This window comes from Algorimicrobium algoritergicola (assembly GCF_008086165.1).
In the GTDB taxonomy this organism is placed as follows: domain Bacteria; phylum Bacteroidota; class Bacteroidia; order Flavobacteriales; family Flavobacteriaceae; genus Algorimicrobium; species Algorimicrobium algoritergicola.
Genome location: NZ_VSKL01000006.1, coordinates 237,978 through 251,624 on the forward strand (window position 1 = coordinate 237,978; position 13,647 = coordinate 251,624).

Below are 13,647 nucleotides of genomic sequence, written 5' to 3' on the forward strand. Positions count from 1 at the left end.
TTATGAATTTTAAACGCGTTTATACATCTACTAAAACCTACTTTGTGCTATCTTTTTTGGCACTTGTATTGCTTGTTTTTACATCAACTATGGCTTATAAACAGGTTGTAGTCATGCAGAATTCGGCTGAAATGGTTTCACATTCTCTTCATGTGTATAACGGAATTAGTTTGTTAACAGCTCATTATACGGAAGCAGATTCAGAAGAATTTAGGGATGCATTGCTAAATTCAGATAAAAGTGAAAACGTCTATCAAGCTTATCGTGAAGAAGGGCGTGTTATCATGGACAGCTTGACGCATTTGCTGGATGATAATCCATCACAAATAAAACGGTTACAATCAGTCAAAGGCCTATTAAGCGACTTATATAATCAGCTTCAAGACTTAGATGAAACAGATTTAGATACAGATGATACTTTGTTGCAATATAGAGATGCGCAAAAGTCCGTAGTTAGTATTACGCTCTACCAAATAAGAAGTCTAAAAAGTGACATATTGAGTGAAGAGCAACGGCTTATGCAACTTCGGCAAGAAACCTATGAATCGGATAAATCGTTAGCTCCTTTATTACTATTACTATTAGCCTTTTTAGCGTTATTAGTTTTTATACTTTCTTTTTTAAGAATGTATAGAAACAAATTACGAATTAGAGAATCGGAGAACTTTTTGAGAAATGTTCTAGGCACAACCGATAATGTGGTAAATTATTATGAACCCATATTTAATGATGATGATAACGAAATTATAGATTTTACTATTATATATGCCAACGCCTGTAATCGGGATTATTTTGGTTTAGATCCAGACGATATGTTAGGGAAAACGGTTTTAGAAGTCTTTCCGTTTTTAAAAGGTAGTGACGCATTTAGCAAATTTGTAGAGTGTTATAATACCCAAGAAAAAGTAAAATTTGAAATTGAAATGACGATGAACGATTCACACATGTGGTTTGAATCGCTAGTAACTACGTTGTCCAATGGTATTTTAGTTACCGCTAGAAATATTACCGCTCAAGAGCAGGCTAAAAACACACAGCTTAAACTTAAAAAACGATTAGAAAATCAAAACCTAAAACTATTAGATAATCGGGCATTATTGGCTAATATATTTAAAAGCATCTCACATATTGTAATGCATTTTAAATCCATTAGAAATGAAAACAATGAAATAATTGACTTCCAAGTTCTATTTGTTAATGACCGCATTAATCCTGTAACTGGTGATATTCCCGAAGAAATTAAAAATAAAAACGTTTCTGATGTTTTTCCAGAGATTTTTAAAACAGGTGTTTTTGAACATTTAGTGAATGCAATTGAAAATAATAAAACAATAGAATATGATGTTCCTTATGAAAAAGGGGATAAAACACATTGGTTTTCTGCTACAGCTATAAAACTTGGCGATGGCGTTACGGTTACCATTAGAGAAACAACGGATGAAAAGGAAAAATCTGATCAATTATTAAAGCTGAATGAACAACTAGTTATTAGGAACTCCATTTTAAACGATGCTGAAAGTATAGCTAAAATTGGTAGTTTCTTATGGTATAAGGATTCAGACACGCGTGAATTATCCGATAATTTTTACCGCATTTTAGGTTTTAATCCTAATGAATTTTTATCCTCATCAAAAAAATATAGAGATTTTATTCACCCTGAAGATTTAGCAGTATATGATAGGCGGTTAAAAGATTCAATAAACGGATTAACATCTGATGAGTTTACCTACCGCATAATAACTAAAAAAGGGAAAATTAAATTTGTAAAAACCAATGGTCAATTTTTAGATAAGGAAGGACAAACGGTTATGATTGGTGTTGTGCAAGATGTTACACAAACCATTAGCGCAGCTGAAGAATTGCGTAAAAGTAATTCCGAGTTACAGCAGAGTAATGCCGAATTAGAATCTTTTAACCGAGTAGCCAGCCATGATTTGCAAGAACCACTCCGTAAAATACAACTCTTTATTTCCAGAATAGAAGATATTGAAGGCGAAACATTTTCGGGAAAAGGGAGCAATTATTTTGTGAAAGTTAAGAATGCTGCCGAACGCATGCAAAATCTTATTCAAAATTTATTAGCTTATTCTAGGATTGATAGTAGTAAAACAGATTTAGAACGCATTGATTTAAATAATGTTTTACTTAAAGTTCAAGAAGACCTAGCTAATACTATTAAAGATACAGAAGCTGAAATTACATCAGATAAGCTACCAGATATTCATGGTGTTTTCTTTCAAATGGAGCAGTTATTTGCCAATCTTATGGCCAACGCTCTAAAGTATAGAAGCAAAACTTCGGTTCCTAAAATTGTAATTCAGTCTAATAAAGTAAGCAGTTCGGAATTACCTAAAGATTTTATAACCACGAGTCAGTTGTATTATAAAATTACGTTTTCTGACAATGGTATTGGTTTTGATGAGAAGTATACTGAAAAAATATTTGAAGTTTTTCAGCGCTTACATCAAAAAACTGAATATACCGGAACTGGAATTGGATTAGCTATTTGTAAAAAAATTGTAGAAAACCATAATGGCTATATTTATGCCAAAGGAAAATTAGGCGAAGGTGCGCAATTCATTATATTCTTACCAGCTTAATTAGACTTCCATTAAATGGTTATATTAAACATCGACTAGATGTTTTTAGTAATTAAAACACTTTTTCAAACTTATTTTTTTATTCACTTGAAAATCAAGGTTTTTGGGCTTAAATCTAAAGATTATATAACACAATGCCGAAATTGTGTAACAGCAAAGGGTCTTACTTAATCGATCTTTACAGTATCATTAATTATGGATATTTCATTTTAATGATTTACAAAACAAAGAGATTAATTTACTAACTTAAAATACGACCTTATGAAAACTGCATATTTAGAAGCCAATACAATACAAGCTACTTTCCAACAATTAGAAGAAACATTTGGTGGTACTTTTACAACAGACCATAAAGAACATTCTTTAAAAGTGGATAGTGAATTAGGAAAAGGAATTATTACAGGAATTTCGTTAAATGATGGAATTACCTATTTGGAATTTGACATGATTTTTAATCACGATTTTGTTTTGGCCATTAATACGCCTGATAAAAACCCAATCTATTTCACATATTGCTCTAAAGGACAATTAGGACATAGTTTTGGAGAAACAGGAGAGAAGCGTACGTTAGAAAGTTTCCAAACTGGAATTTTAACTAGCAGAAAAGCGGAAGAAAATTTACTGTATTTTAAAAAGGATGAGCAATTAAAAACGACGCTTATTTCAGTACAAACTACAAACTTGAATTATGAGTCCGGTTCTGAAGGTTTAAAACAGAAACTAATTGAAACATTCTTTAAAAATCACAATGAAGAAAATTTTGTATATATAGGATCTCACAACTTAAAAATTTCTAAAAAAATAGACCAACTTCAGGCTATTTCTCAAGAAGGTTTGGTAAGAACCTTATTAGTTCAAGGATTGGTTCATGTTATTTTAGCATTGGAAATCCAACAGCATTCAGACGATTTAAATAACAAACACCAAAAAACGGGATCGCTTACCGTTACTGAAATGAAAACAATTAAAACCGTTTCAGAATATGTAAATGAGAATTCAGAAACACAAATTACTATTACAGATTTATATGGTAAATTTGGTTTATCACCTTCAAAGTTACAAGAAGGATTTAAGTTAATGCATGGTCATACTGTAACGGAATATATTAGAGAGGTACGTATTAAAAAGGCCGAAGGTTTATTGAAAAATACAGATATGAACATCTCGCAAGTGGTTTACACGATTGGGTTAACAAGTAGAAGTTATTTTTCTAAAATATTTAAAGAAAAGTATAACTGTAGCCCAAAAGATTACAAGTTTGCACAACGTGAATTATCTATGACAGCCTAATAATTAATTTGAAACCGTCTTTTTAAAGACAAACTTTTAACATGATTTTTATGTTGAGGTTTTAAATAGAATTAATAATTAAATAACATATAAAAAGCTCAACATATAGTTGAGCTTTTTTGTTTTCTGATTACATTTTAATATCCTTTTAGAAGATTAAAACCAATCAAAATACATTCCTGAAATAATAACAGCTATAACCAAAACTATTAGCGCAACTATTATAAATGTTGCAGTGAATACTGTTTTTTTATCATCTTGTAATAAATAATCTTCTCTATCTGAATCTTTATCTTTAACTACTGGCATAATTTTTATTTTTTAAAGGTTAATATATATTGTTTTCTTATTTACAAATTCGTGGATGCCTTCCACTGATAATTCACGACCAAAACCTGAAGCTTTTGTGCCTCCAAACGGTAATCTTGGATCTGATTTTACCATGTCGTTTATAAAAAAGGCGCCATCTGGAATCCGATTAATTTGGTGTTTTGCAGTTTCAGTATCTTTTGTAAAAACCATACTGCCTAAACCAAATCTACTATTGGTAGCTAGTTTATAGGCTTCTTCAGCATCTTTTACTTTTATGATGGCAGCAACAGGACCAAAGGTTTCTTCATCAAAAACTGGCATACCTGGTGTAACATCTGTAATTATTGTGGGTTCAAAAAAGGCCTTGTCGCTTTTATTTCCAATAAGTATTTTAGCACCTTTTTTTACGGATTTATCTACTTGATCTTTAAGGGTTTTTGCTAAATCTTCGCGAGCTAGAACACTTAATCCAGTTGCTTCTTTTAAAGGATCACCAATCTCTATGGACATTACTTTATTTTTAAATTTTTCTAAAAATTCATCATAAATAGCTGCTTCAACAATAAAACGCTTGGCAGCAATACAACTTTGTCCTGTATTTTGCATTCTGGCATTTACCATAGTATCTAGATAAGAATCTAAATCGGCATCCGCTAAAACAATACACGCATTATTTCCACCCAATTCTAAAACTGTTTTTTTGAGATTTTTCCCGGCTACTTGGGCAATATGTTTGCCTGCTTTTTCACTTCCTGTTAAAGAAACGGCTTGAATTCGGTTGTCAGCAATAATAGATTCTATTTGATCGTGATCTACAATTAATGTTTGAAAGCATCCTTTAGGAAAACCACTTTCTTCAAATAAATCTTGAATTGCTAATGCAGAACCTGTCACATTTGCCGCATGTTTAAGTAAAACGGTGTTTCCAGCTGTAATAGTTGGAATGGCAAAACGTAAAACTTGCCAAAATGGATAATTCCATGGCATAATTCCTAGAATACAACCCAAGGGATCATAACTTATAAAACTTTCCGAAGCATCGGTTTCTATAAGTTCATCTGCTAAAAAATCGTCAGCATTAGTGATGTAAAAATCGGTTAACAATGCACATTTTTCAATTTCTGCCATGCTTTGAGAAATAGGTTTTCCCATTTCTTTTGTCATGAGCTCACTATAAAGTTGCTTGTTTTTAATAAGCGTATCAGCTAATTGTTTAAACAACGTAATGCGTTCAGAAATTTCTGTAGTTTTCCACTCCTCAAACGTTTGGTTAGCAAGACTTAAATAGCTTTCCACTTTATCATCAGAAAACTGTTTATAGCTTTCCAAGATATTCCCATTATAAGGATTTATGGTTTTAATTGTTTTAGTAGACATTGTTTTTTTTTAAGTGCTTACAAGTTAATTTTTAACGGTTGTTGAAATTAACGTATTCCATAAAACAATTAACGCGATACATGAAATTGTTTTACGGCAATAATTAAATGATTAGCGTTAATGTAAACGGCTTATTATCATGATCTTTGAAGTATTGAAACACATGTTTAATTTAAAAAATATATACCATGACAAATAACGGAAGTACAGGATTAGGAATTTTAGCTGGAGCAGCTATAGGAGCAGTATTAGGAATTTTATTTGCACCTGATAAAGGAAGTGCTACAAGACAACGCATAGCCGATGAAGCAGAATTACAAAAACAACGTTTAGCATCAACAGCATTAGATTTACGTGATCGCGTTGCTTCAACAGTAAGCACAGAAAAACACAATTTAGAAGATAGAGTGGAATCTTTGGTAACAGATGCAAGTTATAAAGCTGAAGATGTTATTACAGCATTAGAATCTAGACTTAAAGATCTTAAAATGCAGAATAAGAAACTTCAAAAATCATAATTGATTATGAATGTTTTTGAATCCATAGGAGAAAAAACAGGAAGAGCAGCAGATATTGGTGAGAACTTTTTAGAAAAATCTCACCAATATTTTAAGCTTAAAGTATTTCAACAATTAGCTTATTCTTTAAGCATGGTAGCTAAACTTTTGGCTGTTGGGACCTTAATGGTTCTAGGGCTTATTTTTGGCGCAGTTGCTGGAGCTATTCATTTAGGACAGCTTTTAGAAAATTTGGCTTTAGGGTACCTTTCTGTAGCAGGAATATTCTTTATTATCGGACTCATTGTTTATATGGCGCGTAAATCTATCAGCGCATATGTTATAATGAAAATAGGATCTAAATTTTATTTAGAAGATGATATAGACTATTAATTTGAACTTACTTTTAAGAAATTACTTATGAAACCACCATACACGAACTTTCACGACATTGAAACCGAACTGAAGCAATTAAATTTAGAACGCAAAATTGCCTGGGAAGAATTAAAATTACTGAAAACAGAAATAAAAGACGACTTCAGACCGTATAACTGGATTGAGCCAATAGTAAAAGGTGCTAGTAAATATGGCGTATTTGTTCTTTTTAGAAAGCTTTTTTCAAGAAGGTAATATGTTGTTATAACATATTAACCTTCTTTTTATTTTTATAACTAAACCAAAAAAACATGACAATTTTTGAAGCTATAAGACAGGATCACGATATACAACGGGACTTATTAGACAAGCTCGTTAAAACATCAGGTGATACCAAAACAAGAGATAAAATTTTTAAAGCGGTTAAAAAACAACTTGAGGTTCATGCAGATGCTGAAGAACGTCATTTTTATAAACCGTTAATTAGTAATGATATGATGCAAGAACATGCTAGACATGGAATAGCGGAACATCATGAAATAGATGAGCTTATTGAGCAGTTGGAAAACACCGAACGCGATGCGTCATCTTGGTTAAAAATTGCAAAAGATTTAAAACATAAAGTGGAACATCATCTAGAAGATGAGGAACATAGTTTTTTCCAATTAGCAGGAAAAGTTTTTAGTGATACTCAAAAAAAATCTTTGGCAACTTCATACCAAAGTCACATGAAAAATAATTTATAAGTCTAGAGACTTACTTTTAATCTTTTGCGTTAATTTAATTTTTTTTTAGATTAACGCATTCTTTTTTCTACATGTATCTTTATAATAGTAAGTGCTTTAAGTTGTTTATAGTGCTAGATGTCAAAAAGCAAACATCCATAAATAAATTGCTAGAAATTTAAATACATATTATTATGAACCCATACACAAAAGAAGTAGGAAGCAAACTAAATGCGTTGTTAGAAAAAAATTATGATGCTGAAAAAGGCTATAAAAAAGCAGCTGAAAATACAGATCACATAGCTTTAAAGAATTTTTTTAATCGTAAAGCCGCTGAACGTTATGATTTTGGACATCAACTAAAGTCTGAAATTAAAAATTTTGGTCAGGAACCTGAAACAGGTGGAAGTGCTACAGGTACAGCACACAGAGCTTGGATGGATGTAAAAGCAGTTTTTTCAAGTGACAATGAAGAGTCTATGCTTGAAGAAGCCATTCGTGGCGAGAAGGCGTCCGTAGAAGAATATGAAGAGGTGCTGAAAGAAACAGCCTTGCCAACATCAACCAGAGATTTAGTTTTAAATCAGAAAAATACTATTTGGCAAGAATTAAACACGATTAAAAAACTAGAGGATTTGAAATAATCTTTGTTTAAATCTATTAATAAAAAGGGTTCTTTTATAAAGAATCCTTTTTTATTAAAACTTATTTGAGTTAAAAGCTATCCCGATAGAGCAACTCTAAAGTATATAAAATTACGATATTTACATTGTAGAACGCTGATAGTCAGTTTTCTAATTAACCATTAAACACACACATTATGTTACGTTGGACAATTATTTTTATAGTATTAGCAATTATAGCTGGAATCTTTGGTTTTGGTGGAATAGCAGCAGGAGCAGCAGGTATTGCTAAAGTATTATTTTTTATATTTATTGTACTTTTTATTATTTCACTTATTCGAGGAAGAAAAGTATAAACTAAATTCTAATTAACAATTAAAACCACTTATTATGAGAAAATTTCTTTATGTTTTTTTAGTGGCATTCAGTATGTCACTAGTACTACCAAGTTGTAGAGATCAAAAAAATGATAGTATCGAAGATGTTGCGGATGATGTAGGAGATGCTGCTCAAGATGTAGCAGACGATGTAGAAGATGCTATTGATTAAAATAACAGTACTTATATTTTATTAAACCTATCCAAAGTCGTATTTTGGTTAGTAATTAAAGCAGGTGTTTGCGTTTAGTGAATATCCTGCTTTATTGTAATTTAAAATTTATATTATGAAACAAGAACGAACGGAATTAAAGCATATCCAAAAGTATCAAGAACGTGGTTATACAAGTAGTTTCAGATGTGAAGCTGGTTCTCTAGTTGAATTAATAAGTAAAAGGGGGTATCAACCAAATCAAATTTTTATTAAGAGGACACAGCGTTTTGAAGGGATAAGCAACCCATCAGATATGTCCATTCTATACGTGATAGAAACAGAAGACGGAAAAAAAGGTCTGGTTACGGCTAGTTATGGTATAGATAGCGATACCGATTTAGATAGTTTTTTTAGAAAAATACCAGCAGAGAATGATCATTCTAATGACGTTATTTAAAATAACGTTATTCTATAGGGTATCTACCATCAACAGATTTCTCCTCTTTATCAAAATACTTTGATATTTCTGAAGGCGTTTCAATAAAATGAAAGTTTTTACCGTCCACTAAAATAGGACAACGTAGACTACTTGGATGATTTTGAAGAATTTTAATCCAATCATCTTCAGATAAAGATGCTTTATCTGTATTATAACTATTTTTAAAATCGGGATGTTCTTGATTCACTAAACCACCCAAAGTAGTATTAAGGTTGGTAGCAATTTCAGCCCATTGCGTTCCAGTTACTTTTGTTTTAGAAATATCAATTGCTAAAATGCCACGATTAGTGGTGTTTACATAAGCATAAGCTTGTTGTCCTAATGAAGTTTCTGAATTATAATACAGTATCACTTTTCTGTTATTGGTTGCAATGGTTCCCATAGAATCCTCTTCTTTCATTTTTATTATAAATCTATTTGTAAAAAGTAACGCAATATAGCGTAATAAAATTAAATTTTAACTCGAAAGGAAGGCTGTAAGACCTGTTAAACTAAAAATTGAGCTAAACAGTTTATACGCAAGCTGTATCACTAAAATTAATTGTTACATAATAACTTTTAACAAGTTTACTGTAAGGTTTCTACTAAAAATTCTACTTTTGTATTAATAAATTTACACTCAAATTATGTCTGAAACGATAGAAAAAGTAAAATGTTTAATAATAGGTTCTGGTCCTGCTGGTTATACAGCGGCTATTTATGCAGCCAGAGCAAATATGAAACCTGTTTTATACCAAGGAACGCAACCAGGTGGTCAGTTAACTACTACGAATGAAGTAGAGAATTTTCCAGGTTATCCAGATGGTATTACGGGTCCAGCCATGATGATGGAGTTACAAAAACAAGCAGAACGCTTTGAAACAGATGTACGCGATGGTTGGGTAACGAAAGTTGATTTTTCTGGAGACATACATAAAGTATGGGTAAATGAAACCAAGGAAATTCATTGTGAAACGGTTATCATTTCTACAGGTGCATCTGCTAAATATTTAGGATTGGATTCGGAACAGAAATACTTGAAATTAGGTGGTGGTGTTTCGGCATGTGCTGTTTGTGATGGTTTTTTCTACAGAAATCAAGAAGTCGTAATTGTTGGAGCAGGAGATAGTGCTTGCGAAGAAGCTCACTACTTATCTAAACTTTGTAAAAAAGTGACGATGTTAGTTAGACGTGATGAATTTAGAGCTTCTAAAATTATGGCAGCTCGTGTTCAGAAAACGGAAAACATCGAAATCCTTTATAACACGGAAACGGATGAAGTTTTAGGTGATGGTCAAGTGGTTACTGGCGTGCGCGCTTACAATAATAAAACGCAGGAAAAACATGAAATTCCTGCAACCGGATTTTTTGTTGCTATTGGACACAAACCTAATACGGATATTTTTAAAGACTTTTTAGAATTAGATGAAACGGGTTACATTATTAATGTACCTGGAACTTCTAAAACAAATGTAGAAGGTGTTTTTGTGTCTGGTGATGCTGCAGATCATGTATACAGACAAGCGGTTACAGCTGCCGGAACGGGTTGTATGGCTGCTTTAGATGCGGAACGTTGGTTGGCTGCTCAAGATGTTGATTTTGAAGTAAGCACATCTACTTATAACTAAATAACGTAAAGATTACACATATAAAAAACCGAAGCAATTGCTTCGGTTTTTTTGTGCTTTGTTTCTTTCAAAAGAGAAACATATAAAGTGTTATAATAATGGAAATAATAATTTTTGATAAGGTGGTCATGATTGGTTGATTTTTGATTGATTGATTGATTGATTGATTGCCTGCCTGTCGACAGGCAGGATGACATGTTTTTAGTTGTTATCGGTTGTTATTTCTATTCCATTTTTGTCAATATTTACTTTAACTTCCTCACTATTGGCTTTTATGCCGTCTTCATTTACTTCTAAACTAGAGTCGGTTGATTTGATTTGAACACCATTCTCGTCAATTCTAACGCTTGAATTGTCATCATTGACATTTATGTTCACTTTAAAATCGTCTTCAGGGCAATCTTCACAAATAACACCGTCATTTATTATTTTTAAATAATGCTCTTCCATACCATTATCTAAAATGTCATTGTAATAGCTGGAGTTTCTATGAAAATTATATGTGTTGTCATCTGCATATAAGGTGCTTCCTTCAGGTAAATACAAGGTGATTTCTACTTCTTGATCGCTAAATTTATTGTCGATTTCAGTTGTTAAAAACGCATCCAATATTAACGTGTTGCCTTTCAATTCATACTTGTAATTAATGTTTTCTGCACGTTTTTTAGCTAAAAGAAAATCGCTGCCATCGGCTTGTTTTTCAATAGTTATATAGCCTAAAGAATCTCGGGTAGATTTTACAATTAAACGAATATCCGTTGAGTAAATAATTTTTTTATTGTTGTCATCGTAAGCTAATCGCGTAGAATTACCATGTCTGTTAAAGTTTTTATTATAGGTAATACTCTCTGCCATTTTCACAACCAATGTATCATTAGCTGTAATATTTAGTGTGTCCTTTTGTGATACACTCGCATCAAAAGCATGCTGTGTGGCTTGTTTAATACCAATAATAGTCAAACTAATTATGGCTACTAACCAAATTCCTAATAGGGAGAATTTCGCAATATTTCCAATAGATTTTAGGTTGTTAATTAAAATTTTAAGTCCCAAATAAAAGACGAAAAAGAAAGGAATTCCAATAGCAAAAAAGAACAACATAGATACGAGCCAAATAGGTGTGTTAGCAGCATTTGCAGCATCTAATAATTCAAATCCTGGAATATGGATAATGTCGGTTACACCAACCGTTAACAATCCAATAAGCAAGCTGATTAATGTACCAGCTCCAATAATAATTAGAATGATACCTATAAACTTGGCAATAACTTTAAAGAAGAAAACAAAGATATTCCCAATAGCATCAAAAAAACTTTGTGAGCTAGATTTAATACTATTTCCATGCTTTTGAAAATTGACATTTTTTGCGGCACCAGAAACCGAATCGGAAACTGATTTGGCCGTTCCTGACAAAGAATCGCCGACATTTTTAGCAACATCGGAAACGTTATCAAAGCCATCCTTGATTTTTTTTTCAATATTACTAATGTTGACAGGCTCACCAGTCATGGTAAGCTTGTCAGCAGTCGTTTTGGCTTCAGGAATTAAAACCCATAGTATAATGTACAAGAATACACCTGTTCCAGCACCAAATATCAAGATAATCCATAATAAGCGAATCCAGATAGTATCAATGCCAAAATAGTGTCCCAATCCCGCTGATACACCTCCAATATAGGAGTTTTCAGTATCTCTAAACAGTTTTTTATTCGGAGTCGATGTACGTTGATATTGGCTCTGTGGTTCGTCTTCAAAGATTTCATCATCAACCAAATAATCTTCTGGTTGTCCCATAATGGTAATAATATCTTCTACTTCCTTATTGCCAATAACTTGCTTATCATGTTTGATGCGCTCGCTAAATAATTCGGCAATACGCGCTTCAATATCTGAAATGATTTCAGATCGTCCTTGAGAGTCAGTAAATGAACGTTTTATAGCCTCAAGATAGCGTTGTAATTTTAGGTATGCATCTTCATCAATGTGGAAAAAGATACCTGCTAAATTTATGTTGACTGTTTTATTCATTATTTCGTGTTTTTTTGACTGGTTACTATATTAACTGCATTTTGTAATTCGTTCCAAGTTGTGGTTAATTCATTTAAAAACAACTTGCCGGTTTCGGTAAGGCCATAGTACTTTCGTGGTGGTCCAGATGTGGATTCTTCCCAACGATAATTAAGAAGTCCAGCGTTTTTAAGTCTGGTAAGCAACGGATAAATGGTTCCTTCCACGACTAGTAATTTGGCATCTTTTAAAGTTCCTAATATTTCGGCTACATAAGCGTCATCGTCTTTTAATACCGAAAGAATACAATACTCCAAAACACCTTTACGCATTTGTGCTTTTGTGTTTTCTATTTTCATATGTGTCTTTTAATTTTAATTAAGGCAAACCGCTTAAAGCGCGTTTTTCCTAATAATTTTTTTAAACTGTTCATTTTTTGATTGCTTGTCTGCCGTTAGACAGGATTGATTGATTTATTTATTGATGAAATTATAATGATTATTTTAAAAATTTAATCGTTAATGGATACTGAAATGCTTGGCCATCTCTAGCTGATAATGCTGCCTTCACTATAAAAACGAGCTCTAAAATAAACCCGATTATGGCTAAAAATCCTAATCCACCTGTTATATAAAGTAGCGGTGAAGGTTTGGTAATACTAATACGAATACTATCAAACGTATTGATATCTAAAAAATCGAAACCGCTAATCAAATTAAAAATGAAAAAAGGAATAGTTACCATGCCAATAATTAAAGCATATAATAAAATGCTCATCTGAAAATTAATAGCTTGCTTTCCATGCGCATCTACAAATTCCGATTTATCTTTATTCATAACCCATAAAACTAATGGTCCTATAAAATTTCCAAAAGGAATCAAGAATCTAGTAAAAGTGGAAAGGTGAATAAATGTGGCTAGATTTTTTTGGTGATTATCGATCATTTTTAAAAGTATATAATAGTTTCTTATGCAAATATATATCTAAAGGAAGGTATTATGCAATACAAAGTACTAAAAATTAACATAAAATTAACAAATAGGGATTCGTTTATTTTCGATATATTTATAAAAAATTACCCCCCCAAAAACGTTTTGCCCAAATAAATAAACAGGATAAAAATCGGCTAAACCTTTGCGTTTAAAGGGAATTAGCTAATTACGTGCGCATTTAAGGCTCTTCTACGAAAAGCCCAATTAGAGA

Annotated in this window: 17 protein-coding genes; 11 read left to right on the forward strand and 6 right to left on the reverse strand. The window is 32.0% G+C overall.

Annotated elements, in window-relative coordinates; all coding sequences use genetic code 11:
• The first annotated feature begins 2 nt into the window (after positions 1 to 2).
• Positions 3 to 2,600 (forward strand): ATP-binding protein, encoded by a 2,598-nt coding sequence (locus ES675_RS14420; protein ID WP_066255613.1) that lies wholly within the window; start codon positions 3 to 5, stop codon positions 2,598 to 2,600.
• 261 nt (positions 2,601 to 2,861) lie between these two features.
• Positions 2,862 to 3,890, forward strand: coding sequence for a helix-turn-helix transcriptional regulator (locus tag ES675_RS14425; protein ID WP_066255609.1), 1,029 nt, complete (start codon positions 2,862 to 2,864; stop codon positions 3,888 to 3,890).
• Positions 3,891 to 4,046: 156 nt separating this feature from the next.
• Here ES675_RS14425 and ES675_RS16470 read toward each other — a convergent pair whose 3' ends face one another.
• Together ES675_RS16470 and ES675_RS14430 are read right to left on the reverse strand one after the other, a co-directional pair.
• Positions 4,047 to 4,199, reverse strand: a complete 153-nt coding sequence (locus ES675_RS16470; protein WP_170244095.1) for a hypothetical protein — start codon at positions 4,197 to 4,199, stop codon at positions 4,047 to 4,049.
• Positions 4,200 to 4,211: 12 nt separating this feature from the next.
• Positions 4,212 to 5,579, reverse strand: a complete 1,368-nt coding sequence (locus ES675_RS14430; protein WP_066255606.1) for an NAD-dependent succinate-semialdehyde dehydrogenase — start codon at positions 5,577 to 5,579, stop codon at positions 4,212 to 4,214.
• 188 nt (positions 5,580 to 5,767) lie between these two features.
• Here ES675_RS14430 and ES675_RS14435 point away from each other — a divergent pair, with 188 nt between their 5' ends.
• The 8 genes from ES675_RS14435 (at position 5,768) to ES675_RS14465 (ending at position 8,787) form a co-directional block, all read left to right on the forward strand.
• Positions 5,768 to 6,097: a YtxH domain-containing protein gene (locus tag ES675_RS14435; protein ID WP_066255602.1), complete on the forward strand. Its 330-nt coding sequence runs from the start codon at positions 5,768 to 5,770 to the stop codon at positions 6,095 to 6,097.
• A gap of 6 nt (positions 6,098 to 6,103) precedes the next feature.
• The gene (locus ES675_RS14440; RefSeq protein ID WP_066255599.1) at positions 6,104 to 6,469 is read left to right on the forward strand and encodes a hypothetical protein; all 366 of its coding nucleotides are present in this window, start codon (positions 6,104 to 6,106) and stop codon (positions 6,467 to 6,469) included.
• A 27-nt stretch (positions 6,470 to 6,496) separates the two neighbouring features.
• Complete coding sequence (locus ES675_RS14445) at positions 6,497 to 6,706, forward strand: hypothetical protein (RefSeq protein WP_066255595.1); 210 nt, start codon at positions 6,497 to 6,499, stop codon at positions 6,704 to 6,706.
• Between the two features lie 56 nt (positions 6,707 to 6,762).
• Entirely contained in the window at positions 6,763 to 7,197 is a 435-nt protein-coding gene (locus ES675_RS14450) for a hemerythrin domain-containing protein (protein ID WP_066255592.1), read from the forward strand.
• Positions 7,198 to 7,370: 173 nt separating this feature from the next.
• On the forward strand, positions 7,371 to 7,820 hold the full coding sequence (locus tag ES675_RS14455; RefSeq protein WP_066255588.1) for a ferritin-like domain-containing protein: 450 nt from the start codon (positions 7,371 to 7,373) through the stop codon (positions 7,818 to 7,820).
• A 176-nt stretch (positions 7,821 to 7,996) separates the two neighbouring features.
• The gene (locus ES675_RS14460) at positions 7,997 to 8,155 is read left to right on the forward strand and encodes a DUF1328 family protein (RefSeq protein WP_008635694.1); all 159 of its coding nucleotides are present in this window, start codon (positions 7,997 to 7,999) and stop codon (positions 8,153 to 8,155) included.
• Between the two features lie 34 nt (positions 8,156 to 8,189).
• Positions 8,190 to 8,348: a hypothetical protein gene (locus ES675_RS16475; protein ID WP_170244096.1), complete on the forward strand. Its 159-nt coding sequence runs from the start codon at positions 8,190 to 8,192 to the stop codon at positions 8,346 to 8,348.
• A gap of 115 nt (positions 8,349 to 8,463) precedes the next feature.
• Positions 8,464 to 8,787 (forward strand): hypothetical protein, encoded by a 324-nt coding sequence (locus tag ES675_RS14465; RefSeq protein ID WP_066255584.1) that lies wholly within the window; start codon positions 8,464 to 8,466, stop codon positions 8,785 to 8,787.
• Positions 8,788 to 8,794: 7 nt separating this feature from the next.
• Here ES675_RS14465 and ES675_RS14470 read toward each other — a convergent pair whose 3' ends face one another.
• The gene (locus ES675_RS14470) at positions 8,795 to 9,229 is read right to left on the reverse strand and encodes an arsenate reductase family protein (RefSeq protein ID WP_231931321.1); all 435 of its coding nucleotides are present in this window, start codon (positions 9,227 to 9,229) and stop codon (positions 8,795 to 8,797) included.
• A gap of 226 nt (positions 9,230 to 9,455) precedes the next feature.
• Between ES675_RS14470 and trxB the strand changes: the two genes are divergently transcribed.
• Positions 9,456 to 10,436, forward strand: a complete 981-nt coding sequence (gene trxB / locus ES675_RS14475) for a thioredoxin-disulfide reductase (RefSeq protein ID WP_066255581.1) — start codon at positions 9,456 to 9,458, stop codon at positions 10,434 to 10,436.
• A 201-nt stretch (positions 10,437 to 10,637) separates the two neighbouring features.
• Here trxB and ES675_RS14480 read toward each other — a convergent pair whose 3' ends face one another.
• The 3 genes from ES675_RS14480 to ES675_RS14490 form a co-directional block, all read right to left on the reverse strand.
• On the reverse strand, positions 10,638 to 12,464 hold the full coding sequence (locus ES675_RS14480; RefSeq protein WP_066257290.1) for a PspC domain-containing protein: 1,827 nt from the start codon (positions 12,462 to 12,464) through the stop codon (positions 10,638 to 10,640).
• On the reverse strand, positions 12,464 to 12,802 hold the full coding sequence (locus tag ES675_RS14485) for a PadR family transcriptional regulator (protein ID WP_066257295.1): 339 nt from the start codon (positions 12,800 to 12,802) through the stop codon (positions 12,464 to 12,466). Before ES675_RS14485 ends, ES675_RS14480 begins: the two co-directional genes overlap by 1 nt.
• 139 nt (positions 12,803 to 12,941) lie before the next feature.
• Positions 12,942 to 13,388 (reverse strand): DUF4870 domain-containing protein, encoded by a 447-nt coding sequence (locus ES675_RS14490; protein ID WP_066257304.1) that lies wholly within the window; start codon positions 13,386 to 13,388, stop codon positions 12,942 to 12,944.
• Positions 13,389 to 13,647 lie beyond the last annotated feature (259 nt).